This window comes from Priestia koreensis (assembly GCF_001274935.1).
In the GTDB taxonomy this organism is placed as follows: Bacteria; Bacillota; Bacilli; order Bacillales; family Bacillaceae_H; genus Bacillus_AG; species Bacillus_AG koreensis.
The window spans coordinates 162269-184906 of record NZ_LILC01000013.1 but is presented as its reverse complement, the minus strand read 5'-3'; the positions used below and the strand labels follow the sequence as shown (position 1 = coordinate 184906).

General features: G+C 40.5%; 34 protein-coding genes. 25 read left to right on the top strand and 9 right to left on the bottom strand.

Features of this window, described 5'->3' with window-relative positions; genetic code table 11:
* Positions 1–5: 5 nt before the first annotated feature.
* The 9 genes from AMD01_RS10060 (at position 6) to AMD01_RS10030 (ending at position 4491) form a co-directional block, all read left to right on the top strand.
* Positions 6–992 (top strand): methyl-accepting chemotaxis protein, encoded by a 987-nt coding sequence (locus AMD01_RS10060; protein WP_053401274.1) that lies wholly within the window; start codon positions 6–8, stop codon positions 990–992.
* 196 nt (positions 993–1188) lie between these two features.
* Complete coding sequence (locus tag AMD01_RS10055) at positions 1189–1410, top strand: DUF1659 domain-containing protein (protein WP_053401273.1); 222 nt, start codon at positions 1189–1191, stop codon at positions 1408–1410.
* 37 nt (positions 1411–1447) lie between these two features.
* Positions 1448–1663: a DUF2922 domain-containing protein gene (locus AMD01_RS10050; protein WP_053401272.1), complete on the top strand. Its 216-nt coding sequence runs from the start codon at positions 1448–1450 to the stop codon at positions 1661–1663.
* Between the two features lie 60 nt (positions 1664–1723).
* The gene (locus AMD01_RS10045) at positions 1724–1861 is read left to right on the top strand and encodes a YvrJ family protein (protein ID WP_053401271.1); all 138 of its coding nucleotides are present in this window, start codon (positions 1724–1726) and stop codon (positions 1859–1861) included.
* Between the two features lie 84 nt (positions 1862–1945).
* Positions 1946–2422: a hypothetical protein gene (locus AMD01_RS10040; protein ID WP_053401270.1), complete on the top strand. Its 477-nt coding sequence runs from the start codon at positions 1946–1948 to the stop codon at positions 2420–2422.
* 37 nt (positions 2423–2459) lie between these two features.
* On the top strand, positions 2460–2603 hold the full coding sequence (locus AMD01_RS24050; RefSeq protein WP_157052693.1) for a hypothetical protein: 144 nt from the start codon (positions 2460–2462) through the stop codon (positions 2601–2603).
* 144 nt (positions 2604–2747) lie between these two features.
* Positions 2748–2903: a hypothetical protein gene (locus AMD01_RS24045; RefSeq protein WP_157052692.1), complete on the top strand. Its 156-nt coding sequence runs from the start codon at positions 2748–2750 to the stop codon at positions 2901–2903.
* The gene (locus AMD01_RS10035; RefSeq protein WP_053401269.1) at positions 2900–3652 is read left to right on the top strand and encodes an aminoglycoside phosphotransferase family protein; all 753 of its coding nucleotides are present in this window, start codon (positions 2900–2902) and stop codon (positions 3650–3652) included. The genes AMD01_RS24045 and AMD01_RS10035 overlap by 4 nt, the downstream gene beginning before the upstream one ends.
* A gap of 464 nt (positions 3653–4116) precedes the next feature.
* Positions 4117–4491 carry a hypothetical protein gene (locus tag AMD01_RS10030; protein WP_053401268.1) on the top strand — a complete coding sequence of 125 codons (375 nt, stop codon included), beginning with the start codon at positions 4117–4119 and terminating at the stop codon, positions 4489–4491.
* A gap of 76 nt (positions 4492–4567) precedes the next feature.
* On the opposite strand, the gene AMD01_RS10025 is transcribed toward AMD01_RS10030, so the two are convergent.
* Entirely contained in the window at positions 4568–5008 is a 441-nt protein-coding gene (locus tag AMD01_RS10025) for a GNAT family N-acetyltransferase (RefSeq protein ID WP_053401267.1), read from the bottom strand.
* A complete protein-coding gene (locus AMD01_RS10020; RefSeq protein ID WP_157052720.1) occupies positions 4983–5483 on the bottom strand; it encodes a GNAT family N-acetyltransferase in 501 nt (166 codons plus the stop codon). Before AMD01_RS10020 ends, AMD01_RS10025 begins: the two co-directional genes overlap by 26 nt.
* Positions 5484–5743: 260 nt before the next feature.
* Here AMD01_RS10020 and AMD01_RS10015 point away from each other — a divergent pair, with 260 nt between their 5' ends.
* From AMD01_RS10015 to AMD01_RS10000, 4 genes are all read left to right on the top strand, one after another.
* Positions 5744–6523, top strand: a complete 780-nt coding sequence (locus AMD01_RS10015) for a transporter substrate-binding domain-containing protein (protein ID WP_053401265.1) — start codon at positions 5744–5746, stop codon at positions 6521–6523.
* A 17-nt stretch (positions 6524–6540) separates the two neighbouring features.
* Positions 6541–7203 (top strand): amino acid ABC transporter permease, encoded by a 663-nt coding sequence (locus AMD01_RS10010; RefSeq protein WP_053401264.1) that lies wholly within the window; start codon positions 6541–6543, stop codon positions 7201–7203.
* A 15-nt stretch (positions 7204–7218) separates the two neighbouring features.
* The gene (locus AMD01_RS10005; RefSeq protein ID WP_053401263.1) at positions 7219–7965 is read left to right on the top strand and encodes an amino acid ABC transporter ATP-binding protein; all 747 of its coding nucleotides are present in this window, start codon (positions 7219–7221) and stop codon (positions 7963–7965) included.
* A gap of 605 nt (positions 7966–8570) precedes the next feature.
* Positions 8571–8951: a VOC family protein gene (locus AMD01_RS10000; RefSeq protein WP_053401262.1), complete on the top strand. Its 381-nt coding sequence runs from the start codon at positions 8571–8573 to the stop codon at positions 8949–8951.
* Between the two features lie 46 nt (positions 8952–8997).
* Here the strand turns inward: AMD01_RS10000 and murI are convergent, their stop codons facing one another.
* From murI to AMD01_RS09985, 3 genes are all read right to left on the bottom strand, one after another.
* Positions 8998–9777, bottom strand: a complete 780-nt coding sequence (gene murI / locus AMD01_RS09995) for a glutamate racemase (RefSeq protein WP_053401261.1) — start codon at positions 9775–9777, stop codon at positions 8998–9000.
* A gap of 104 nt (positions 9778–9881) precedes the next feature.
* A complete protein-coding gene (locus tag AMD01_RS09990; RefSeq protein ID WP_053401260.1) occupies positions 9882–10517 on the bottom strand; it encodes a response regulator in 636 nt (211 codons plus the stop codon).
* Positions 10518–11384 carry a sensor histidine kinase gene (locus tag AMD01_RS09985; protein WP_245638924.1) on the bottom strand — a complete coding sequence of 289 codons (867 nt, stop codon included), beginning with the start codon at positions 11382–11384 and terminating at the stop codon, positions 10518–10520.
* Between the two features lie 161 nt (positions 11385–11545).
* Between AMD01_RS09985 and AMD01_RS09980 the strand changes: the two genes are divergently transcribed.
* Both AMD01_RS09980 and AMD01_RS09975 read left to right on the top strand, forming a co-directional pair.
* Complete coding sequence (locus AMD01_RS09980; RefSeq protein WP_053401258.1) at positions 11546–11803, top strand: transcriptional repressor; 258 nt, start codon at positions 11546–11548, stop codon at positions 11801–11803.
* A gap of 49 nt (positions 11804–11852) precedes the next feature.
* On the top strand, positions 11853–12488 hold the full coding sequence (locus AMD01_RS09975) for an FMN-binding negative transcriptional regulator (protein WP_053401257.1): 636 nt from the start codon (positions 11853–11855) through the stop codon (positions 12486–12488).
* Positions 12489–12508: 20 nt separating this feature from the next.
* On the opposite strand, the gene AMD01_RS09970 is transcribed toward AMD01_RS09975, so the two are convergent.
* Genes AMD01_RS09970 through AMD01_RS09960 form a run of 3 tightly spaced genes read right to left on the bottom strand, consistent with a single transcriptional unit; the run spans position 12509 to position 14122 of the window.
* Positions 12509–12823 (bottom strand): AzlD domain-containing protein, encoded by a 315-nt coding sequence (locus AMD01_RS09970; protein WP_053401256.1) that lies wholly within the window; start codon positions 12821–12823, stop codon positions 12509–12511.
* Positions 12820–13551 carry an AzlC family ABC transporter permease gene (locus AMD01_RS09965; RefSeq protein ID WP_053401255.1) on the bottom strand — a complete coding sequence of 244 codons (732 nt, stop codon included), beginning with the start codon at positions 13549–13551 and terminating at the stop codon, positions 12820–12822. Before AMD01_RS09965 ends, AMD01_RS09970 begins: the two co-directional genes overlap by 4 nt.
* A gap of 4 nt (positions 13552–13555) precedes the next feature.
* A complete protein-coding gene (locus AMD01_RS09960) occupies positions 13556–14122 on the bottom strand; it encodes a GNAT family N-acetyltransferase (RefSeq protein ID WP_053401254.1) in 567 nt (188 codons plus the stop codon).
* Between the two features lie 224 nt (positions 14123–14346).
* Here AMD01_RS09960 and AMD01_RS09955 point away from each other — a divergent pair, with 224 nt between their 5' ends.
* The 9 genes from AMD01_RS09955 (at position 14347) to AMD01_RS09915 (ending at position 20903) form a co-directional block, all read left to right on the top strand.
* Positions 14347–15225 (top strand): SMP-30/gluconolactonase/LRE family protein, encoded by an 879-nt coding sequence (locus AMD01_RS09955; RefSeq protein WP_053401253.1) that lies wholly within the window; start codon positions 14347–14349, stop codon positions 15223–15225.
* Between the two features lie 110 nt (positions 15226–15335).
* Entirely contained in the window at positions 15336–15815 is a 480-nt protein-coding gene (locus AMD01_RS09950) for a hypothetical protein (protein WP_157052691.1), read from the top strand.
* A gap of 283 nt (positions 15816–16098) precedes the next feature.
* Positions 16099–16365, top strand: coding sequence for a CD3324 family protein (locus AMD01_RS09945; protein ID WP_053401251.1), 267 nt, complete (start codon positions 16099–16101; stop codon positions 16363–16365).
* 130 nt (positions 16366–16495) lie between these two features.
* The gene (locus tag AMD01_RS09940) at positions 16496–17137 is read left to right on the top strand and encodes a FusB/FusC family EF-G-binding protein (protein WP_053401250.1); all 642 of its coding nucleotides are present in this window, start codon (positions 16496–16498) and stop codon (positions 17135–17137) included.
* An 88-nt stretch (positions 17138–17225) separates the two neighbouring features.
* A complete protein-coding gene (locus AMD01_RS09935) occupies positions 17226–17912 on the top strand; it encodes a response regulator transcription factor (RefSeq protein ID WP_053401249.1) in 687 nt (228 codons plus the stop codon).
* A gap of 17 nt (positions 17913–17929) precedes the next feature.
* Positions 17930–18982 (top strand): sensor histidine kinase, encoded by a 1053-nt coding sequence (locus tag AMD01_RS09930; RefSeq protein ID WP_157052690.1) that lies wholly within the window; start codon positions 17930–17932, stop codon positions 18980–18982.
* A 21-nt stretch (positions 18983–19003) separates the two neighbouring features.
* Positions 19004–19879 carry a GNAT family N-acetyltransferase gene (locus AMD01_RS09925; RefSeq protein ID WP_053401247.1) on the top strand — a complete coding sequence of 292 codons (876 nt, stop codon included), beginning with the start codon at positions 19004–19006 and terminating at the stop codon, positions 19877–19879.
* A 72-nt stretch (positions 19880–19951) separates the two neighbouring features.
* A complete protein-coding gene (locus AMD01_RS09920; RefSeq protein WP_053401246.1) occupies positions 19952–20371 on the top strand; it encodes a hypothetical protein in 420 nt (139 codons plus the stop codon).
* Positions 20372–20384: 13 nt separating this feature from the next.
* A complete protein-coding gene (locus AMD01_RS09915; protein WP_053401245.1) occupies positions 20385–20903 on the top strand; it encodes an NUDIX hydrolase in 519 nt (172 codons plus the stop codon).
* Between the two features lie 44 nt (positions 20904–20947).
* Here the strand turns inward: AMD01_RS09915 and AMD01_RS09910 are convergent, their stop codons facing one another.
* Positions 20948–21850, bottom strand: coding sequence for an aldo/keto reductase (locus tag AMD01_RS09910; protein ID WP_053401244.1), 903 nt, complete (start codon positions 21848–21850; stop codon positions 20948–20950).
* A gap of 189 nt (positions 21851–22039) precedes the next feature.
* Between AMD01_RS09910 and AMD01_RS09905 the strand changes: the two genes are divergently transcribed.
* Positions 22040–22393, top strand: a complete 354-nt coding sequence (locus AMD01_RS09905; protein WP_053401243.1) for a winged helix-turn-helix transcriptional regulator — start codon at positions 22040–22042, stop codon at positions 22391–22393.
* Positions 22394–22638: the final 245 nt, after the last annotated feature.

The following is a 22638-nucleotide window of genomic DNA, read 5'->3' as shown; positions in this document are numbered from 1 at the left end:
CGGTTATGGGACTTTTACAACGTTTTAAGCGTGAAACAGCAAAAGAGCTACAGGCAGCAGCTGTAGAAGAAATGAGCACGTTATCTAATCAAGAGCTTCAAGAAGTAACGAGTGAAATGGAACAGCTCTTACAGCTTCTACACAGAAAAAATACAGAAGCTATTCAACAGGAGCAAACAACTTCTGCAGCATGCATTACTATAAAGCAGGAGGCAACAAATCACGCACAGATTTTAACGGATTCTGCTACATCTATTCAGCATATTCTTGAGCAGGCAGATGAGATCGAGCGATTGGTGAAGAAAATTTCAAAGCAAACGTCTGATAATTTACATATCGTCAACGATGGAAATGAACGAATCGATTCGCTAGTACAGCAAATGAATCATGTAAAAAAGGTGTTTGAAGAGTTTCAAAGCATCATTTACGCTCTTCAACAGGACTCTCAGGAAATTTCAAACTTTGCGAATACGATTGAAAGCATTGCTTCTCAAACAAATCTGTTGGCATTGAACGCATCGATTGAAGCTGCACGTGCTGGGGAAGCAGGAAAAGGGTTTGCTGTCGTAGCAGATGAGGTTCGAAAGCTTGCCGATCAAAGTAAAAGTGCGCTCACAGAAATAAAAGGGAACGTGGAGAAAATTATTGAACGTGTCCAGAGCTTGTCCGTGCGAGTAACGGAACGAACGACGGATATTACGGATACAATCACGATGACACAGTCGACTAAAAAATACTTTAACGATATTCACGATTCAGAGGTGGTAATGAATGAAGAGGTAACGATCATTCAACAGTCCACCTCAACCGTCAATGGAGAACTTTCGAATGTTTCACAACTTCTAGATGGTCTTCTTCAAAACCTGATGGATGACGAAGAATTCAGTAAGGACCGAGGGGATGCTTCACACAGCAAACAAGTACTTTTAGACGAAGTAAACACAGCCTTGAATCGAATGGACGAACTAGTTCAAGGACTAAAACTTCTATGATGCGGTTGGAATTGTGCACGAGGATGGCCAAAAAGCCATTCTCGTGCACTTTTTATGTTGAACAAAATTCTGCATTTCCACATGCTCTGAATAGCTGAAATGTACTTATTATGAAAAAATGCTTTATTATTTACGTTCTCCTCCCCCCATTTTTCCAGAACCACATACATAGAGAGTGAAAAGGAGGTGAGATAAAATGGCAGCGAAATATTTAGTAGAACGTCAAATTCGCCTTGTGTTTGATCAAGGTGTGAACGCAGAAGGAAAGCCTGTTTATAAAAGTAAGACGATTCGTAATATCGCATCTGATGCTACACCAGAACAAATGGTAAGCGTCGCTCAAGCATTAGAGAGCTTACAAAGCTTACCGCTAAACCGCATTGAAAGCCCAGAGAATTACCAAATCTCTGTAAACTAAGGCTTGGAAATCTTAAAAAAGAAAGGAGAATGAACAAATGGCCAAAACACTTATGCTGGACTTTACAACAGAAGGAAATAAGACGGCAAGTTTATCGCTTGAATACCCAAAGGATTCACTAAATCCTGCAGTCGTTACAGCAGCAATGAATCAAATTATCGCTGCGAACATCATTCGTACTGCAAGCGGAGACCTTGTGGGGATTAAAGGAGCACGCGTAGTAGACCGCAACGTCTCGACAGTATTAGCTTAAAATAGAGGGAGGTCCTTCTCATCCATGATGGGGAGGATCTTTTTAGGAGGAGGGAAGATCATGGAACAAATGCTACCGTTTATCTCAGAGGTCGGCTTTCCAATTGTTGTGACGCTCTATTTGTTATATCGAATCGAGTCAAAACTTGATGCGCTGATTACGACGATTCAAAAGCTACCTGATGAAATGAACCGGTAATAAAAATGGGATTAATTTCAACGTTGTAACCAATCCTTTGCATGCTATACTGAAGGCACTAATTTCTCTGTGAGGTGAAGGAAGATGCTTGAAGGATATGATTATGCAAAGGAATATGGTCAGGACTTAATTTCCTGTGAAGATAAAATTGAAGCAAAAGTGTATTACTATCAGCTTCGTGAACGCGTGATGAAGAAATTACGTAACGTGAGTGAATACGTAGATGAACTTCAAATTGATTATTCGCCCGGCAGCTTACTCGTATTAGAACTGCTCTACTTCGACTTGTACGAAACAAATCGATTTGATGTGCTAGACATCACTCGTCAAGAAATGGAGGAGTGCTTAGCCGTTTATTTAGGTGAAGTGACGACAGCCCAAGTAAGCGACGTCGATTGGGTCGTTGAAGAATATCCGTTCATTGAAGGGAAATATATCATGGGCATTCGCCAAGGCACTTACACGCTGTATGTCGGTACTTCCTTTTTAGATCACTACAAGTCTCACTCTAACCAAACGCTCTATTATCACTTTCGATCATTCCAAAAGCGTGCTTCCTAAAAATAGTGCCCCTCTTGAACCAGTCAGGAGGGGTTTGTTGTATAGAAAAAATCTTTTGCCGTTGCTTAACGAAGAGCTTTTCTTTCGTCAAAACGATGGCATTCATCCAGTCAACCTATTCTTGAACGTAGTAATCTTTCGCAATAAGGCCGGTTGGGAGCTCACACGTATCGCTTCGTAAATTTCCGTAAGGCGTTTTATAAATATAGCGTGACTTTAGCATTTTCCATTTTTTTATTTTTGTCGACTCCTAACGTTTTCTTACAGTATAATAGAAAATGGTAAAATAAGGAACTTTTTATTTACTATAAAGGGAGGGAACGCTTTGTTTCAGCGTACGGTGCAAGAGATTAGTACGATGTTAAAGCAGACGGGAAATTTGCAGGTATCATATGAGTATTCAAGGGTATTGCTCAAAGGATCAAGAAGATTGAAAATGGAAGAAGTAGTAGAGAAGCTGATGGAGGAAACAAATCAATGAAACTTGGTTCTCCGATCGCTACTGGAAACACGGCTATATTGTATTCATACGGGGAATACGTTTGCAAAGTATTTCGCGACCACACTTCAAAGGATGAAGCGGCACGCGAAGCAAATAAACAGCATCAGGTGTACGAAGGAGGGCTACCCGTTCCAAAAATTATTGATGTGACGCAGATAGATGGAAGACAGGCGATCATCATGGAAAGAGTAAAGGGAAAAACGCTCGGATCTCTATTGTTAGAAGATAAAAGTCGGGCGCAGGACTATCTCTCACTGTCCGTAGACGTGCAGCTACAAATTCACGAAAAAAAGATTCCCTCCTTCGAACGAATGACAGAAAAGTTAGAGCATCAAATTCTCCGCGCAGCGCAGGTAGATACTCAGCAGAAGAAACAGCTTGTAGAGACGTTAAAATCAATAAGTAATGAAGAATATCTTTGTCACGGAGACTATCATCTATTTAATTTACTTCTAACCGATCATGGAGTCACGATTATTGATTGGGTGGATGCGAGCATAGGCAATCGAATGGCCGATGTTTATCGTACCTACTTACTTTACTCGCAAATTTCCCATGAGATTGCAGAGCTATACGTTCACCTCTATTGCCAAAAACGTGGATGTAATCAAGCGGAACTTTTTAAGTGGGCACCCATTGTTGCAGCGGCACGTTTATCTGAGAACGTTTCGACCGAAAACCCTGAACGTCTTCTGAGGATTGTAAAGAAAGCTAGCGAAGAGAAGTAATCCCTCTCCGCTAGCTTTTTAGCTGTTCTTTTCTATTCATTAATTCATTCTCTAAGCACATTCGTCGCTTCTTTATCAGGGCTTCTTCTTGTTTTAGAACCGTTACTTGCGTGCTAGCGAGTGTATTACTTGTCAGTGATCATCGTTTAGTTTTCGGTCTGCTGATTTTGCTGTTCATGATGCACATTCAAGCAGTTATGAACGGTTATCAACTTTATAAAAAAATTCACCTTACGCACCATCTTCTACGACTTATAATTACTATTAGTCTGCTTCTTCTTGTTTTTAAAGGGATGAAATCATAAGATCAAATTTTTTTGTTGACAAGGGCTGTTAAAACACGTTTTAATAAAATTGTCGAATGATGAAATATTGTTTACATATGCCTTTACGGAATTAACATCATCTTAATAATGATTAACCTGATGAAGTTCTTAGAATCGGAAGAGTGAAGGGGTTTTAGTATGTACAAAGCGATCCGTATTTTTATGCTGTTATGTGCTGCTTATGTCTCATACGTCTTTCATCCTCAGCGAGTTTTGCAAAATGAATTTACGATTTTCACTGTTTTTGTTTATTTGCCAGCTGTAGCGGTAGGGGCAGGCACTCTTTTGCATTTACTATTAGACTTTGTGCGCCATCGTTTGATCTGCTACAGTTTAAGTGTGATCGCTTGTATCTTTTATGTCACCATCATGTTTCAAACGCTTCACGGAATATTTTCGTTATTTTCCACGATTTGCTTTACCCTTGGAACAACAGGACTGGCAACCGTTCACGTGCAAGTTTTACATCACCTCAGAAAACGCTATTGGATGAACAACAATATATCGATGTAGGCAGTCATTTAGATAAAGCCAAACGTAAAATCTGTTACTAAGATCGTACTTACGATCTTTTTTTTATGGTTTTTGATCATTTAGAAAACGTGACTAGTTCTAATCCGTCAGGCATATAAAAACGGCGTACTTCCTGGAAGCCGCTTTTTTCATATAATCTTACAGCAGGAGTGTTTGCAACACCTGTCGTAACGACGAGAGTAGTAGAATAGCGTTCTTGAATGAAGTTTAAAAGCTCTTGTGCAATACCTTGGCGATGGAAGTGAGGGTTTACGGCGACGCGACAGATGATATAGACACCTTCGTTTTCTTCTATTGAAATAACCCCCGCAAGCTCGTTGTCTTTCACATACCCATAAAACGTTTCATTCGTGTTTTGAAGAGTGTAAACAGAATCTTTTAACGGAGGTAAATCAGGATAATTTAAGAGGGCTGCCTCTAACGCATAAGCGCGTAATTGAATCGCCAGAACTTGTTCTGCTACTATGTTTTCATGCATTGATAAACGTTGAATCATTTTTATTCACTCCATACATCTCTACGCATTTTTCATGCTCGATCACCATTTTTTCTCGTACCATTCCTATTTTTTGTGCAACACGAATAGAGGCAGCATGATCTGGTGAGATGAGGGACACAATGCGATTAAATTTTAATACATCAAATCCGTACTTTAGGCAAGCACCCGCAGCTTCTGTTGCAAGTCCTTGATTCCAATAGCTTCTTTTTAACAAGTACCCGATCTCGATCTCCACTTGCCCATCTATTTTATGTGGAATAAGTCCGCATAACCCGATAAAATTCCCTTCTTGCTTATCTTCTACTACCCATAGTCCAGTTTGAAATACTTGATAATTTTGTTTGGTCCATTTAATCCACTGAAGCGCTTCTTGTTCTGTTTTTGTGTCTTGGTAGTACGTCATAGCAATTGGATCAGAAAAAATAGTCATTAAATTTGGCAGATCAGATGATTTCATTTCCCGAAATCCCATTCTTTCACTCGTAAGAAAGTAAGTATGCATCTGTTTCACCCTCTCTGTCCCTATCATACAAGTGGTTTCTTTCCCTTATCGTATTCGGTTTTTCCAAAACATTCAAGTTTATTCTGAAACGAAAAGTGTAGTGAAAAGGAAAAATATTCTGTTTATTGATAAAAAAGCAGGGAAAGGAAGTTTATAGGGAAGGTAGTGACGACGTTTCTGTGATTTAAAAGCTACTTCTCATACAGACGAAAAGGGGGAGGACATGATTGATGAAGCGAGTGATAGGAGTGCTTCTTTTAGGAGTCGCGGTCATCTTAACAGGTTGCGCCCAAAAAGATGAGCTAGCGGACGGGACAAAGTTAATTCATAAAAACGAATTTATCTTTGCCGCATCAGGAGAATTTAAGCCGTTTAGCTACGTTCGAAATAAAGATTTAACCATGACCGGATTTGACGTTGCCGTTGGTGAAGCGATCGCACACGAATTGGGACTAGAACCTGTGCAAAAACGAATTAAATTTAAAGGCATCGTAGAAGGAATTAAAACAGGACGCGCTGATGCAGCAGTGGCCAGTCATACTATTAACCCTGGTCGAAGCAAACAGGTGCTATTTTCAACACCTTACTATTATTCAGGACCGCAAGTCTTTACGAGACCTGACAGTGATATTAAAACCGTCGAAGACTTGAAAGGAAAAGAGGTTGCGGTTGCGAAGGGTTCTACATATGCGGCTACAGCCGCCAGATATACAAATAATATTAAGCAATACGATAGTGACATAACCGCCTTGAAGGCATTAAGCATTGGTCGACATGATGCTGTTATAACCGACTTTGTAACGGGTCGAAGTGCAAAAAAAGAGGGGTTTAAAATCGTTCCTAAACAGCTGATTGAACGAAGTGAGCAGGCTGTTGTTATGCCAAAAGATAACCCACAGCTAGTGAAGCGTGTAAACGAAGCACTTGAGAGGCTTCGTAAAAATGGAACGTTAAAGAAAATTAGCATTGAATATTTCGGAGAAGACATTACTGAAAAACCAGAGAAATAGCGAGGGGGATGAGAAACGTGCCAAGTTTTTCACATTTATTTTCCACACTAATTGAAAGCAAAGGGGTTTTTCTCGATGCGATGCTTATTACGTTAGAATTAACGGTCGTATCGATTATATTTGGAATTATCATCGGTCTCTTTTTCGCGTTACTGAAAATCTCAAACATTAAAATACTAGCGTGGATTTCCGATGCATACGTGTATTTAGTGAGGGGAACACCGCTAATCGTTCAAATTTTTATTTTATATTTTGGTATAAGCGGATTATTTTTGCTACCTGATTTTTGGGCAGCATCTCTTGCGCTAGCATTTCATAACGGAGCGTATATCGCTGAGATTTTCCGTGGGTCCATTCAAGCCGTCAACAAAGGACAAATGGAGGCAGGGCGTTCGCTTGGAATGTCTGCTAGCTTAACCATGCGCCGCATCATTTTACCTCAAGCCTTTCGCCGTGCTCTTCCACCGCTTGGAAATCAATTTATTATTGGCTTGAAGGATTCTTCTCTTGCCGCCTTTATATCCATGAATGAGCTGTTTAACGTTTCCACGACGCTTGGCTCCAATAATTTTGATGAAATGACCTATTTATTAATTGTCGCCATCTATTACCTCGTGTTAGTCGCCATTTTAACGATTGTCGTGAACATAATCGAGAAGAAACTTGCCGTAAGTGATTAAAGAGGGGGAAGAACCATGACGGAAGCAAAAGAGATGATTAAAGTAGAAAAGCTAAATAAATCATTCGGTGATCTTCATGTGTTAAAAGACGTGGATTTAACCGTGTTTGAAAGTGATGTTGTTTGCTTAATCGGAGCTAGTGGATCGGGAAAAAGTACGCTGCTTCGATGTCTGAATTTTTTAGAAAAGAAGGATAATGGAACGATTATGATTGAAAATGAAGAAGTGGATTTATCTCGCAACGATGTGAACAAAATTAGGGAGCGAGTAGGTATGGTGTTTCAGCACTTTAATCTTTTTCCACATAAAACGGTGTTAGAGAACGTTATTGAGGCACCGATTCATGTAAAGAAAATGGGGAAAAGAGAGGCTACTGAAGAAGGAAAAGCGCTTCTTGAAAAAGTAGGATTAGCGGATAAAGCGAACGTCTATCCTAGCAAGCTATCAGGGGGACAGAAACAGCGTGTCGCGATTGCCCGAGCACTAGCGATGAAACCAGATATTATGCTGTTTGATGAGCCCACCTCAGCCCTTGATCCTGAGCTTGTGGGAGAGGTGTTAACGACGATGAAGGAGCTTGCAAAAGAGGGAATGACGATGGTAGTCGTGACGCATGAAATGGGCTTTGCTAGAGAAGTCGCCGACTGGGTGGTATATATGAACGACGGAAAAATCATTGAAGTCGGACATCCAGATGAGCTGTTTGATCAACCAAAGGAAGCGCGGACAAAGGAATTTTTACAAACCACCATGTTGAAGTGAAAAAAGCGAGTATGGAGGATGCCATACTCGCTTTTTTTCTAGCTACAAACCGCTGATTTTTTCACTTCTAGTTAAAAAGTCGTGACCTTCTAGTTCTTTTTTCATATACTACATCATTCTACTATCGCTTTTAACTAGAAGGGGTGGTGTATATGACAACGAAAAAGCTCGTTTTGCTTACGGGTATTCATACGTTATTTTTCTTCTTTCTAACGCTTGATCTAACGGTTTTAAATCATTCTATTAACGGACTATTATAAAAAGGACAAGCTGTATGAATGAAAGGAAGAGTTTGCAGTGAAACTCTTCCTTTTTGTAAACTTTGTCGATATACAAGATAGGTAATGTCATGATCGGTTTTGTCGTCTACACAGCTAATCTCAGTAGATTGAGATTAGGGGAAAATGAAACAAACGTTTATCGTAAAGGTGGCGGCGATTCCTTTTGTATTTTCGTGGGGTCAATATCGGAGAGGTTCTTTCCTGTAAGCCCATTAAATAGCTCTGTGGAAAAGATCATTTTCAAAAATGTATTGAAATAAAAGAAGGAAAACGTACGTTCGTGTGGAATCTTACATAAGACGAAATTTAAAAGGAGGGCTTCTCATGAAGCAAACGTTACCTGTAAAAAATCAAATGAACGGGGTCTTTATTCACGTTACGAATCTGCGGGCATCTGCTGAGTGGTATGGAAACTTGCTAGGATTGGACATTCAGCTCGATCAAGTATCATCGCCCGTTTACAATCTGCCTGTCGTTGGGAGCACGTCACTTACGCTAGACGACCACACCTTTGATCCACATTTCATCCATACACCGTCATCTAACCCTATTTTTAACTTCTATGCGCCTGATATCGATGAGGCATACAGTTATATTAAACAGCATAATATCATCGTTACGAGAGAAATTGAGCGCGTAGAAGAAACAGCTTGGTTCAATATTCAAGACCCTGATGGCAATGTAATGATGATCTGTAATTGCTAATGGAAAAGAAAAAGCATCCAGAGCAATTGCTCTGAATGCTTTTTACCTATTCTTCCTCCATGCCTTGTAATACGGCTAACCCCTGCTGCATTTTCATTATATAATCCACGTCGTGAGTCGAGCACATGAACTTAATGTGACCAGTTCCTTCTGTGTTAAGTATGCTCTGCGCAGACAGCACGTGTTTCAACTGCTTAACTGTTCCAGCACTGCCATCAACGAGCTGGATGTGTGGTGGCAGGAAACGTCTTAATACAGACTTAAAATAAGGAAAATGTGTGCAGCCAAGAACGATCGTTCCGTACTGACTTAAATCAAAGTGTGCAAGCTTCTTTTGAAAGAACGCCGTTAGTTCATCTTGATCAAAATTCAATTGCTCACAAAACTCCACGAGCTCAGGAAGCGGAAGGGAGTCAACGATTGAATCGTGATCAATCTCCGTAATAAGCTCTGCATACTTCGTTTGCTTCAATGTGAGCTCTGTGGCAAACACGAGCACGCGTTTCCCTAAAGGTTGACTAATTTGGATCGCCGGCTTTGCTGCTGGCTCCATGCCAATAATCGGAATATCGTATGTACGTCGAAGCTCGTTTGCCGCGATGCTCGTAGCTGTGTTACAAGCAATAACCAGAGCTTTGATGTTCTCATCTACCATCATTTGAACAGAGTGCTTAACACCTTCAAGTACTTCTTCCTTTGATTTAGGGCCGTAGGGAACGTGAAGCGTATCGGCAAAGTATAAAAAGTCTTCTCCTTTACATTGCTTTATTGCTTCATTCAAGACCGTTAAACCACCAATTCCTGAATCAAAAAAACCAATTCTCATTTTTTTCACCTGATGTTTGTTAATTTAGTTATTAATCATTCTCCATGTTTATTATATAGAAGGATATCCTTTTATGGCAAACCTTCTTTGGACAGGGGTGGGTTTTAGTTCATTAGACCTTGTTCATACGCATAGCTAGTGAGCTGGACGCGATTTTCTAAATGAAGCTTTCCTAAAATGTTCTTTAGATGGCTTTTTACCGTATGCTCAGATATATATAGATGGGTTGAAATATCCCGGTTTGACATGCCCTTTGCTACAAGCTGTAAAACCTCTAGTTCTCGTACAGAAAGCGGCGTCTCCTGAGTAGCTTTCTTTTGCGGAAACTCATTTAAAATCCGAAACGCAATTTCCTTTGACATTGGCACCTCGTCTAAAGCAAAGGCACGTAAGTATTCAATCCACTCGTCAGATTGAATGTTTTTTAATAAATAACCCTGTGCGCCTTTTTTCAAAGCATCAAATAAATCCGTAATATCATCAGATACGGTCATCATGACAATTTTAACAGCTGGGAATTGTCTCTTAATGACCTTAGTAGCTTCAAGACCGTCCATAACGGGCATTTTAATATCCATTAAAATAAGATCTGGCAACCATTCCTGAGCAAATTGAATTGCTTCTTTACCATTTTTAGCTTCGCCAATAATAATAAACTCTTCGTGCTCGGCTAAAATGTCTCGGATTGCTTCTCGTGCATGGGGATGGTCATCTACAACAAGCAGACGAAACGTATCCATTTACGTGTCCTCCTTTTGAATTCGAACGATTGTTTGTTGTTCTTTTTGAACCGTCAGAACCCAGTTCATTTCAGCTGCGCGACTTTGTAGAATTTGCAGACCAAACCCGTGCGCTTTTGTCGTTTCCTTTGCGAATCCAATGCCCTCGTCACGCACCTCACAGAGCCAACCAGACGATGTTTCACGAGCCAAAATCCAAATTTTATCCGTTTTTGCATGCTTCACCACGTTAATTGTGGCTTCTTTTATGCAAGCAAACAACTCCACTTTCTCTTTCGTCGTCAGTCGCTCTTCCGAAAGGTGCCACTGAAAATCAACCTCCATTTGATAATTAGTCTGTAGCTCATCTAAATAACGAGAAATGGTGTTTCTGCACTTAAATTCTTCGCTATCTGGAATCTCTTTTAAATTGGTAATGGATTGGCGAATATCTTCATGTACGTGCTGAATGGTCTGCTTCATTTTTTGAAAGTCTTCTTTTAATTCCAAGTCATACTGACGACCGAACTTATTGACTTTTACAGAGAGAAGGAAAAGCGACTGAGCAATGCCATCATGAAGTTCACGTGCCAGCTTTTCCCGTTCTAATAACGCTACCTTTTTCGCGCGTTCACGGCGTAGCTCCTCCTGCATTTTCTCTAACAGGGAGAACAAGCGAAGCAAAAAGATAATAGTTACCGTAAAAACAATAACGGGAGATAAAAAGTTTCCAACCTCCATTGACAAGTAGGGAAGCAAAAATGCGTGTCGACTATATTCCCAGACGCCAATTGTAATGGTAGGGAGAATTAAAATAAGCCATTTTATTTGTTTGTAGCTCACATGTTCACCTTCTTCTAGTCTCACTTTACAGTAAAGCTGTTCCATGTGTATAAAATCGTCTTTAGTTTATCACTTGTCCACGTTTTCGTCATAGTTTTTCACGAAAATCACTCATTCGAGTTATTGTCGATGCTCTATTTCGAATTTTATAATGAACATACATAAATCGAAACGACTAAAAATTTAAGAATGGAGTGAGAAGAACCATGCTTAAAACGAAATATCTCACCTATCTAAAAGAAAAGGGATGTAACTGTACGCCACAGCGAACGATGATCTTATCGTATTTAAATGATTACGGAGATACGTTTATTTCGCTCAGAACCATGATGAAAAATATAAAAAAACAGAACCCTCACATTACCTACCGTACCGTTCAGCGAAATATTTACTTGTTTGTTGAGATCGGATTACTCACTACCATGATAATAAATGGGCAAGAAGGTTTTCGCTTAAATCTTTGACCTTTTAACGCTAATCCTCCTATATAATGGTAGATAGGGAGGAGAGAACATGTACATACCTAAGTATTTCAAAATGAACGAAGAAAAAGAGCTTTTTCAATTTATGAATGAATACAGCTTTGCAACCGTCATTTCTATGCACGACGGGGTGCCCACTGCAACGCAATTGCCACTTGTAATTGATGCAGAAAATAGACAGCTGTATGGTCATTTCGCTCGAGCGAATGGACAGTGGAAGGATGCAGAAAATCAAGAGGTGCTGGTGCTTTTTCAGGGGCCGCACGCCTACATATCACCTTCGTGGTATGAGTCCACACAGGCGGTTCCGACGTGGAACTATGTAGCCGTTCATGTGTATGGAACGTTAAAGATGATGGAAGATGCTAATGACGTAGCTTCAGCTCTAGCTGACATGGTGTCAGTGTATGAAGGTCCGACAAGTACATATCGACTTGAAGAGGCAGGAAAAGACTATTTGCGTGGTCTTCAAAAAGGAATTGTTGGGTTTCAAATTTCCATCCAACGAATTGAAGGAAAGGAAAAGCTTAGCCAAAACCACTCTGTCGAACGACAAAAACGAATTGTCGAGGTATTAGAAAAACAACCTTATGCAGACAGCCATAAAATTGCGGAACGGATGAAGCGAAACATTCAGTATAACGAATCAAAAAACAGAGAGCGCTAGGCGTTCTCTGTTTTTTGATTTTATGAAAGAAGAGGTACGATAAGCCAGTTGGACAGCATAACCGATCCGATTGCACCTGCGATTACAAAAATGATATGTACATTCAACAAACCAAGTAAAATTGCTACAATACCACCAATGATGCCAACGAGCTGATGATCCGTGTTGACGGACATAATGCCAGGAAAGATGAGCGCACCTAAAGCAGCGTAGGGAATCGTCTCTAGCCACTTTTTCATCCACGTTGGAAATGCAATTTTGTTCATTAACACAGCGGGTAATAGGCGTGGAATTAACGTAGCAATAGACATGCCGATAATGACGATCCAAATCATTCAGTTTCCCTCCTTGTTAGAAGCATGCCGACGGCTCCTCCAAGGATTGTTGCCAAAACAATTGACCAACCGCTGCTTAACCATATGGAAAATAAGAGGTTGAGTAGCATGCTACAAATCGCAATGACACCGTAGCGCCATTCTTTTTTTACGGACGGAACAAGTAGTCCAATGAACATGGCATACAGCGCAATTCCCATGCTATCACTTAAGCTTTTCGGAAAGAAATCGGCTGCTAGACTGCCGATGACCGACCCCAACACCCAAGAAGCACAGGACGCGGTCATGATTCCAGCGAAAAAATAATAACTTCGTTTTTTTGAGGCCTGCTCCTGATGAAGTGCTGCCATCGCAAAGGTTTCATCCGTTAGCAGAGCAGATAACCCTAACTTCCAGTGAAACGGCGTTTTCTCGAGTATGTTCATCAAGGATAAATTCATAATAAAATGGCGGAAATTCAAAATGAACGTTGCAAATATAATTTCAAACGCGCCTGTTCCAATGGAAAGCATATTGACCGCCATAAACTGGCTAGCTCCAGCAAAGACGAGTAAACTCATCATGCCCGTTTCAAAAACCGGGATGCCCGCTTGCTTCGCTAAAAGACCAAAAGTGAGCGCAATAGGAATATAACCGATCACGATGGGAAGAGCGGTTGCGACACCTTTTCGATACATGGATAGAGAGGATGAAGTTACTGGTGGTGCTAGTTTAGCCGTAGGCTGCATTTTATCACGCTCTTTCCTGTGTTTTTACACGTTCATCCCATTCACGTGCTAAAATACCATACACCACCAAATCATGAAAATGATCATAGAGATATTCACCGTCACGAATAATTCCTTCTTGGACAAGACCTAATCGTTCAGGAATCGCACGACTTTTATGGTTGTGAACGCCACAGCGAATTTCAACACGGTTCAATCCATACTCTTCAAACGCATAGCGAAGCATGCCGCTCACTACTCGAGTCATGATGCCCTTTCCTTGAAAGCCTTCACCAAGCCAGTACCCAATCGTTGTTTTATGGTTTTGCCAGTCAAGCGCATGAAAGCCGGCTAGCCCAACAATCTGCCCGTTATAGCTAATCGCTGCTTGAAATCCATCATTATTCGTAAACTGATCAAGCCAGATAGCAATAATTCCGTGGTAGTCTTCAGGGCACGTCATATTATCTACCCAAGGCAGCCACTCGCGCAGATAATCCCTTGAACGATTCATGAGATTAAATAGTTCTTCCGCATCCTCTTTTTGAACAAGTCGCAGTGAAATTTCGTTGGTAATGACATAATTAAACATTTCCTTTGAACCTCTTTTCTTTTCTTTGATTTGTTTATCAATTATAATTATTTTGAAGATTAAGGAAAAGACTTTTTTTCGTTGAATGACATTTACTTTTATGAATGGACGAAAGCCAACCTTTATTGTTATACATAATAGAGGGAGGAAAGCTTTTCTTACTTGAGAAGGCGAACGGCCTTTACATACTGTTTTAGCTTTACTACATAGAGGGGGACTTACGGATGACAAAACAGGTAGAACTAGTAGTGGACGCGCATGCAACGTTAGGAGAGGGACCGTGCTGGGACGAAAAAACGCAGCAGCTTTATTGGGTCGATATTGAGGAGAAAAAGCTGAACTTGTATACTCCGTCAACAGGAGAAAATAAAACGTATCCTGTTGGAGAATTGATTGGAGCAGTTGTAACGAGAGAAAAAGGCGGGGTTGTACTAGCAATGCAAAACGGCCTTCATTTTTTTGATATAGAAACAGGGGAATTTACTTTTTTACATGACCCAGAATCACATATCGAAAACAATCGCTTTAATGACGGGAAATGTGACCCTGCAGGGCGCTTTTGGATCGGGACAATGGATATTAATGATACAGAAGGAAAAGGCAGTCTATACTGTTTGGATGAGAATCAAGAACTGACAAAGAAGCTCGGCAATGTGAGTATTTCAAACGGACTAGCATGGTCTCCAGATCAAAAAACGCTTTACTATATTGATACGCCTACTCAGCACATCTTCCAATTTGATTACGATGTGGAATTAGGCGAGATTAGTAACCGTAAGGCGATTATTGATTTTACAAATATTGAAGGGTCACCTGATGGCATGACGATTGATGCTGAAGGAATGCTTTGGGTTGCTCATTGGGGAGGTTCACGTGTATCAAGATGGAATCCTCATACAGCTACTCTGTTAGAAGAGATTGCAGTACCATCTTTAAACGTAACCGCTTGTACATTTGGCGGGGAGAATTTAGACGAGCTTTACATTACCACCGCACGAATCGGCACAGAAGAGGATGTACTATCTACGTTCCCTCATGCAGGTGGACTTTATAAAGTAAAGCCTGGTGTCAAAGGGATGTCACCGTTTACGTATAGAGGATAATAATGATCGAAGAGCCAGAATTTTTTTCTGGCTTCTTTCGATTGTCTTTTTACCCTCATTACATATTTATGACCACAAGCGTACACGTTAATAGGGTAGAGGTGGTTAAAATGAAACACACGCGTTTGTTTTTAATCTGTGCTTTGATTCTCCCTTGGCTAACGCTTCCTTTGCTTGGGAAAAGTGCATTTAAAAAATACCTTCCCGCGACTATTCTGATTAGTATCGTAACAAAATGGCTAAACATCTATGGAAAGAAAAGAAGGTGGTGGGCTTTTTTTGAAAGCTTTCCGAAAAAAACGAGCGGCGAAGATCTTTGGATTATCGGACCTTACTTTTTCACATCGCTATGGGTATTGAAAAAAACTGCTCACAGCTTTCCGTTATTTATAGCGGTCAACTTGTGCATTCATTTGTTCTTCACGTACACATTTGATCCGCTTCTTCGAAAGCTGGGAATTTTTTCGTTAGTTCGCCTTAAACGGGTACAATATATATGGATGCTAATGGGCCGAGCTCTTTTGCTATATGCCTTTCAGTTCTGCATTGACCGCGTTAAGAAACCGACTGTAAACGAAACGATCAGGTAAATTGCTTGTGAAAAGCAATTTACCTTTTTGTGTTTTCATCTTCATGAAAATGGTAGAAATATGGTACGATACTAGAAAGCGCAACATCTTAGGAGGTGGAGGGAATGGTAGCAAGAAATTGTGTACCTGATACTCAAACAACTCATGCAAAGCCTATACGAAAAGGCGATACTTTGCATGGGGTGAATCTTAACGAATTTATCGCCCAATACATGTAACGTCTCATTTCTACTAGGCTTTGCCCCTTATTTCATTCGCAATACAAAATAAGGAGCTGGCAGAAATGAAACATGTAAAAGCAGCTACGGTGCTGCCTGAGGAGTTAATTTTAGAAATTCAACAATATATTCAAGGTGAGACCATTTATATTCCAAAGCTAGAAAAAGTACGGGAGAAATGGGGGTCTCGTTCAGGTGAACGTCAGCGGATCGACGAACGGAACGAGGCGATTAGAGAAGCCTTTCAAAATGGAGAGAAAATTTCTCGGTTGGCAGATGACTATTTTCTTTCCGTTGAAACCATCAAAAAAATTGTTTATACGAAGACGTAGTCATCGAGGCAGGGAGAAATCTCTGCCTCTTCGTGTTAGGTACTCTTCTTTTATAAAATGTTCTCGGTATATACGAAATAAAACAAGCGGGATAAAATAAAAATGAAAAGAACGTCAGGGAGTGAAGCATATGGACCCATTTATCCGCAGTGATCAATTTCATTTTATAAAAAGACAAGCACAGATCTTAATTAACGGTCACAGTAGCGTGAATGATCGAAACGTATTACAGGCATTGAAGGGGTTATCTAGTGACAAAACGTACGGACAATTCGAAGAGCTTACAGATGAACAGAGAGCGTTATTAGAGCCGATTGCATCAGTACATGACAAGACGAGCGCGGAGCTGTTTTTAGAACATATAAAAGCGTTTGTGATTCCATTTAAAACGGTGACCCAAGATCAGATAAAACGACTTTTTCCCAAGGTGAAAAAACTAAAAGTACCTTCCTTACATGAAACGGATTTAAGAGAATTAACGTATTTGAGCTGGGAAGACAAGGGAACAAATCGAAAATACATCGTAACGGAGCGAAACGGAAAACTAAGCGGCGTTTACGGAACGTTTACACCGATTCACCAAAAGGGAATTTGCGCGATTTGCAACGGCCTTGAAGAAGTAGGAATGTTCCTTTCTGAAACAAAGGGAGCTGTACAGGGAACGTTTACGAAACGAGGCAATTATATATGCCAGGATGCTGATATTTGTAATCAGAACCTCGTGGATTACACAGAACTTCATGATTTTATCGATCATATTCAAAAAAAGTAGTGCTCATTCGAACGGATGAGCTTTTTCTTTTTTCCCCTTCTCTCCTCGCGTGCTAGAATAAAAGCAATAGATAGAGAGGAGATTCACCATGAAGAATGTCTTAATCGTTGATGATGAACCAAAAATTCGAGAAGTCGTTTCATCTTATTTGCAAAAAGAAGGGTTTCAAACGCTAGAAGCAGAAACAGGAAAAGAGGCAATTAGCAAAAGTAATCAAGCAGACTTTATTATTTTAGACCTCATGTTACCTGATCTTTCAGGAGAAAACGTTTGTCAGACGATTCGACGTCAGTCTTCTGTTCCGATTCTCATGCTAACGGCCAAAGTAATGGAAAATGAGCGTATTGAGGGTCTAACGGTCGGAGCGGATGATTATATGATAAAGCCTTTTAGTCCAAGGGAATTGGTAATGCGCGTTAAAACGATTTTACGCCGTTCAACTGAAGGCGATCTTCTAGCAGAAACATTGTCATATGAGGGTGGGCTTACGATACATACAGGGAAAAAAGAAGCGTATATTGAAAAGGAACGAGCAGGGCTTACGCCAAACGAGTATAAGCTCCTTGTATTCATGGCACGAAATCCGGAACGGACATTTTCACGAGATGAATTAATCGAGAGAGTGCTTGGAATAGATTTTGAAGGTGACAGCCGAACGATTGATCAGCACATTAAAAATTTACGTCATAAAATTGAGCAAAATCCAAAAGAGCCCGTATATATTTTAACAACGTATGGAATCGGCTATCGATTTTCTGGAGGGAAGATAGGTTGAGCGGCCTACACCTACGTATGACAAAATATTTTGTCATAAGCGCTTTTTGTATCCTTTTTCTTGCAAGTGCAATTATTGCTACCGAGATTCATTACCACCTTGCTATGTTTCAAAATGAATCCGCTCACAGTCAAGCAACGAATCCTCTTAGCCATCATTTAGAGAGAGCGCTGCTATCATCGCTTCTCTATACGGTCATCGGGGTGTTTCTTCTTGTGATGATCGTCAGCTACTTTGTCGCGAAAAAAATGTCTACTCCTCTCGTTCGAATGAGATATGCGGCTGAGGAGATGGCGAATGGAAATTGGGAAGTTCGAACGGACATGAAGGGACATGACGAAGTCAGTGAGTTAGGGAAATCACTCAACCAACTAGCAGAGCAGCTTCAAGCACAAGAATCGGTAAGGAAACAAATGACGTCTGATATCGCCCATGAACTGCGAACGCCGCTTTCAACTCTTAAAAGTCACATGGAGGCATTTGAAGATGGGGTGTGGGAGCCTACTACTGAAAGACTCCGTTCTTGTACAGAAGAAATCAATCGTTTGATTCATCTGATTGAAGACTTTGACCGGCTGAACGATGTGGAGGCGCCACAATTCACGTTGAAGAAGGAGTACGTTGATATAAGCGGTATTATGATGCAGGCTATAGAAGCCGTTCAGGCTGCTGCTATTCAAAAAAATATCAAGATCCAAACGAAACTACATCCGTGTTTCCTAGCAGCTGATCGCGAACGAATGATTCAAGTGTTATTAAATATCCTTACCAATGCTCTGGCCTATACGCCAAGAGGTGGAGAAATAGAAGTGGCAGTAGAAGAAAAAAGTGGGTATGCTCTGCTTTCCATCCGAGATAACGGAGAAGGCATGAGCAAAGAAGGTGTTCAGCGGGCATTTGAGCGCTTGTATCGCGATGATCCGTCTAGAAACCGGCGCTCAGGTGGAAGTGGACTTGGTCTTTCTATCGTAAAGCGTTTAGTAAAAGCACATAGCGGAGAGGTATGGATTGAAAGCAGGAAGGGTGAAGGAACGGCTGTTTTTATCACTCTCCCCCTCGGTAAATGTTAAAACGGAAAGGAAGAATGCGAAATGGATTCTGTCGAGTTCGTTCATAGCTACAAACACGATCAAGCGCTAAGAGATAGTTTTAATGCATTGGCCACAAAAACGTTTGGACTCAATTTTGAAGCCTACTATCAGCACGGCTACTGGTCTGAACGATACAATCCGTATTCATTGGTCAATGAAAGTGGAGAAATAGTTGCGAATGTTTCAGTGAACATGCTAAGTCTTCTTATACATAATAAAGAAACACAAGCGATTCAAATCGGCACAGTCATGACAGATGAACGATATCGGTACAAAGGCTATTCAACTTGGCTCATGAAAAAAGTGATGGAAGATTTTGCTCATGTGGACGTTATGTATTTGTATGCAAATCAAAGCGTATTAGACTTTTATCCGAAGTTTGGCTTCCTTCCGAAACAAGAAACGCTGTATACGTATCCTGTTGTAAAAAGAGAGGTCGAATCGAGTGCGCCTAAAAAACTAAGCGGTCACAGTACAGCAGATCGGTATTTTATTTACCAAAAAGCGCAAAACCGCTCAGCTATTTCAACATGCTTCAGCACCGTTTATGCAGCTGAACTAGTCATGTTTTATTGTCTCTACGTTTTTCCAGATCACCTCTATTACGTAGAGAAAGAGAACGCCATTGTCATTGCACAGCATGAAGGGGCTGTGTTACATCTGTTTGATGTGATTTCAGAACAGAAAGTTGATCTAGAAACGGTAATTCATAGCCTAGTATTAGAGAATACGACCAAGGTTATTTTGCATTTTACACCAAGTGATGATCTAGCCTGTGAAAAGGAAGTATACGAAGATTCAAACGTTCTATTTGTCCGTCAAGAGGGTGAACTATTTCCCAAGGAATTCAAGCACCCAATGACATCACAGGCCTAACGAATAAATTATTTTATGCCCCTATCCATTTCTTTTAACGAATAGTAAAATAATGGTAAAGGAGTGAGGGGTATGCTTTTTCGTTATTTTATCGGAAGCTCTATTTGCTTTCTCGCATTTGTATTTTTGTTGCAGGTATCGAGTTTGTTTGATTTTACTATTATAGTGATCTATTCTCTACCAATGGTTTATTTGACGACATTTCTTACAGCTTCTATTTACGTTTTGGTCAGGGATTATGTGAAGCAGTGGAACTACGTGTGGCACTGCACTCTTTTTGGTATCGTGTTTTCTGTTCTCTTCGGGCGCTTTTTCTTTGAACATCCACTCAAATATTGGTTTGTCGAGCCGATTGCTTATTATATTATTATGGCGGCGGTGGTTTTCTCACTAGGAAAGTATATACCGTATCGAAAGGCCTTGATCCCCGTTTTGTTTCTACCTTTGGTAATCGGAATAGGGACAGTTCTTTCACAAATGTTTGTAGGATAAAATAGGAGGATGTATGGATACTTTTTACGATGAGTTTGAACATTCAGAATGTAAGAACGTAGATCAATTCAAAAAGCATCACACGAGAGAAGCTGTTCGAGCAGCGATCTTGCACAACGGTCAAATCTTAATGGTTCATTCAACGTTTGGAGATTATAAATTTCCTGGCGGTGGGCGCGATGAAGGGGAAGAGAAGGAAGAGGCACTGCGCAGAGAAATGGAGGAAGAGACGGGATACAATGATTGCCGTATTCAACGCTATGTGGGAACGATCATTGAGCGAAATCCCGATGATTATGCAGTGGATGCGCTATTTGAAATGACCTCTCATTATTATTTGTGTGAATTGTTGACAGAAAAGATGGGGTCTCAACAATTGGATGACTATGAGGCAGAGCAAGGATATACGCCTAAATGGGTCACGTTAGACGAAGCGATTGAGCAAAACGAACGTCTACAGACTCAACATGACTGGATAAAACGAGAAACGTTCGTTTTAAAGAAGCTAAAAGAAGCGTTTCCTCACTATTAAACAAAGAGCCTCGCAGTTATACGAGGCTCTTTGTGTCTGTTTTCTTATGCGACTTCATGTCCTAGTGAACTTGTCCAAATGTCAAACCACTGTTCGCGCGTTAAGTTAATATTTAATGCTTCTACAGCACTCTTCACGCGCTCAATTTTACCTGAGCCAACGATTGGCATAATGTTCGCTGGGTGACGAAGCAACCATGCATACATGACTTGATCGATGCTCGCGGCACCAACTTCACCGGCGATTTTTTCAAGCGTTTGACGAACGCGTGTAGATTTTTCGTCATCACCGCTGAAAATACGACCACCAGCAAGAGGAGACCATGCCATTGGTGCAATGCGTTTTTCTAAGCACTTATCAATTGATCCGTTGTGGAATTCTTCTAAGTGCGTAACCGAAATTTCAATTTGGTTTGTCACAAGCGGCTCATCTAAATAAGAGCTCAGCATATCAAACTGTGAAGGAAGGAAGTTGGACACGCCAAAGTGTTTTACTTTTCCTTCTTGTTTCAGCTGGCGAAACGCTTCTGCTACTTCAGCAGGGTCCATTAATGGATCAGGACGGTGAATTAAAAGAACGTCAATGTTGTCCACACCTAATTTTTTAAGTGAGTTTTCTGCTGACCAAATAATATGTTTTTTACTTGTATCGTAATGTTTAATTCCATGCTCTGGACGTTGATCAGAAAGTAATTTAATATCACATTTCGTCACAAGCTCCATTTTCTCACGAAGCTCTGGTTTAAGCGCTAATGCTTTTCCAAATAGCTCCTCACATGAATAATCACCGTAAATATCTGCATTATCAAACGTCGTAATTCCTAGCTCTAGGCACTGTTCAAGTAGTGCTAGCGTCTCTTGATCAGATTGTTTCCAATCCGCTAGACGCCATAGACCGTGAATAATTCGTGAAAATTGCAAATCCTCTTTTAATTGTACGCGTTCCATTGTTCATTCCTCCTTAGACTTTACAACCGTTTGTGTTCGAATCATAATAGATGTAGTCATTTACTAATGAATCATCATACGAACGTTTCCAACGACTAGTATAGTATAAGTAGATCGCGATGAAAATAACTGAAAATTTTTTAAGCTAGTTACCAAAACGTAACTGGCCCCTATGTAGGAGGAAAAAGCGTGGCTGCTGATCTAAATCATTACCCTATTTTAACCGTAGAAGAGGAGCAGGATATTTCTTGCTCAGTTGAAGAAGTCATCAATGTATTAGGAGGGAAATGGTCCTTTCATGTATTAAAAGAATTATTCGATGGAACGAGACGATTCGGAGAAATTCGCAAATCCATTAAAGGAATTAGCCCGAAAGCGCTCACAGATACGCTTCGCCACTTTGAGGAGAATGGGATTGTTGAAAGAGAAATTCACGCAACGGTTCCTGTAACGGTAGAGTATTCGTTAACGGATAAAGGTGCTTCGCTGAATTTGGTTCTTAGAGAGATGAAAATATGGGGATCAAAATGGAGCGTAAAATAAAAACAAAATTTATGGTTTTAATTCCAAAAAGGCGGGAAAGAAACTACTAGCATACTGAAACACTCCGCACACACTTGACCCCCCTCACTTGTTGCGGATCACCTTCCTGTCGTACCTGGTGCATGATGAGCACCGGGTACTTTTTTTTTGCTTTCACAATTACTTCACAAAACGTTAACAATGATTAAACAGTTTGAAGTTGCAAATGGGTTTTATATCCCTTATATTTATCACAGGTGACCAAT

What these genes read in the sequence shown, in the direction of transcription:
- AMD01_RS09910 (WP_053401244.1), bottom strand. Translation starts at nt 21,850, where the DNA reads ATGGAACGCGTACAATTAAAAGAGGATTTGCAATTTTCACGAATTATT.
- AMD01_RS09930 (WP_157052690.1), top strand. Translation starts at nt 17,930, where the DNA reads ATGACAAAATATTTTGTCATAAGCGCTTTTTGTATCCTTTTTCTTGCA.
- AMD01_RS09985 (WP_245638924.1), bottom strand. Translation starts at nt 11,384, where the DNA reads ATGGAACAGCTTTACTGTAAAGTGAGACTAGAAGAAGGTGAACATGTG.
- AMD01_RS09980 (WP_053401258.1), top strand. Translation starts at nt 11,546, where the DNA reads ATGCTTAAAACGAAATATCTCACCTATCTAAAAGAAAAGGGATGTAAC.
- AMD01_RS09975 (WP_053401257.1), top strand. Translation starts at nt 11,853, where the DNA reads ATGTACATACCTAAGTATTTCAAAATGAACGAAGAAAAAGAGCTTTTT.
- AMD01_RS10035 (WP_053401269.1), top strand. Translation starts at nt 2,900, where the DNA reads ATGAAACTTGGTTCTCCGATCGCTACTGGAAACACGGCTATATTGTAT.
- AMD01_RS09970 (WP_053401256.1), bottom strand. Translation starts at nt 12,823, where the DNA reads ATGATTTGGATCGTCATTATCGGCATGTCTATTGCTACGTTAATTCCA.
- AMD01_RS10025 (WP_053401267.1), bottom strand. Translation starts at nt 5,008, where the DNA reads ATGATTCAACGTTTATCAATGCATGAAAACATAGTAGCAGAACAAGTT.
- AMD01_RS10040 (WP_053401270.1), top strand. Translation starts at nt 1,946, where the DNA reads ATGCTTGAAGGATATGATTATGCAAAGGAATATGGTCAGGACTTAATT.
- AMD01_RS09990 (WP_053401260.1), bottom strand. Translation starts at nt 10,517, where the DNA reads ATGGATACGTTTCGTCTGCTTGTTGTAGATGACCATCCCCATGCACGA.
- AMD01_RS09960 (WP_053401254.1), bottom strand. Translation starts at nt 14,122, where the DNA reads ATGTTTAATTATGTCATTACCAACGAAATTTCACTGCGACTTGTTCAA.
- AMD01_RS09965 (WP_053401255.1), bottom strand. Translation starts at nt 13,551, where the DNA reads ATGCAGCCTACGGCTAAACTAGCACCACCAGTAACTTCATCCTCTCTA.
- AMD01_RS10060 (WP_053401274.1), top strand. Translation starts at nt 6, where the DNA reads ATGGGACTTTTACAACGTTTTAAGCGTGAAACAGCAAAAGAGCTACAG.
- AMD01_RS10045 (WP_053401271.1), top strand. Translation starts at nt 1,724, where the DNA reads ATGGAACAAATGCTACCGTTTATCTCAGAGGTCGGCTTTCCAATTGTT.
- AMD01_RS09945 (WP_053401251.1), top strand. Translation starts at nt 16,099, where the DNA reads ATGAAACATGTAAAAGCAGCTACGGTGCTGCCTGAGGAGTTAATTTTA.
- AMD01_RS10000 (WP_053401262.1), top strand. Translation starts at nt 8,571, where the DNA reads ATGAAGCAAACGTTACCTGTAAAAAATCAAATGAACGGGGTCTTTATT.
- AMD01_RS09940 (WP_053401250.1), top strand. Translation starts at nt 16,496, where the DNA reads ATGGACCCATTTATCCGCAGTGATCAATTTCATTTTATAAAAAGACAA.
- AMD01_RS09955 (WP_053401253.1), top strand. Translation starts at nt 14,347, where the DNA reads ATGACAAAACAGGTAGAACTAGTAGTGGACGCGCATGCAACGTTAGGA.
- AMD01_RS10020 (WP_157052720.1), bottom strand. Translation starts at nt 5,483, where the DNA reads ATGGGATTTCGGGAAATGAAATCATCTGATCTGCCAAATTTAATGACT.
- AMD01_RS10030 (WP_053401268.1), top strand. Translation starts at nt 4,117, where the DNA reads ATGTACAAAGCGATCCGTATTTTTATGCTGTTATGTGCTGCTTATGTC.
- AMD01_RS09915 (WP_053401245.1), top strand. Translation starts at nt 20,385, where the DNA reads ATGGATACTTTTTACGATGAGTTTGAACATTCAGAATGTAAGAACGTA.
- AMD01_RS09950 (WP_157052691.1), top strand. Translation starts at nt 15,336, where the DNA reads ATGAAACACACGCGTTTGTTTTTAATCTGTGCTTTGATTCTCCCTTGG.
- AMD01_RS10015 (WP_053401265.1), top strand. Translation starts at nt 5,744, where the DNA reads ATGAAGCGAGTGATAGGAGTGCTTCTTTTAGGAGTCGCGGTCATCTTA.
- murI (WP_053401261.1), bottom strand. Translation starts at nt 9,777, where the DNA reads ATGAGAATTGGTTTTTTTGATTCAGGAATTGGTGGTTTAACGGTCTTG.
- AMD01_RS09925 (WP_053401247.1), top strand. Translation starts at nt 19,004, where the DNA reads ATGGATTCTGTCGAGTTCGTTCATAGCTACAAACACGATCAAGCGCTA.
- AMD01_RS10055 (WP_053401273.1), top strand. Translation starts at nt 1,189, where the DNA reads ATGGCAGCGAAATATTTAGTAGAACGTCAAATTCGCCTTGTGTTTGAT.
- AMD01_RS09920 (WP_053401246.1), top strand. Translation starts at nt 19,952, where the DNA reads ATGCTTTTTCGTTATTTTATCGGAAGCTCTATTTGCTTTCTCGCATTT.
- AMD01_RS09935 (WP_053401249.1), top strand. Translation starts at nt 17,226, where the DNA reads ATGAAGAATGTCTTAATCGTTGATGATGAACCAAAAATTCGAGAAGTC.
- AMD01_RS10050 (WP_053401272.1), top strand. Translation starts at nt 1,448, where the DNA reads ATGGCCAAAACACTTATGCTGGACTTTACAACAGAAGGAAATAAGACG.
- AMD01_RS10005 (WP_053401263.1), top strand. Translation starts at nt 7,219, where the DNA reads ATGACGGAAGCAAAAGAGATGATTAAAGTAGAAAAGCTAAATAAATCA.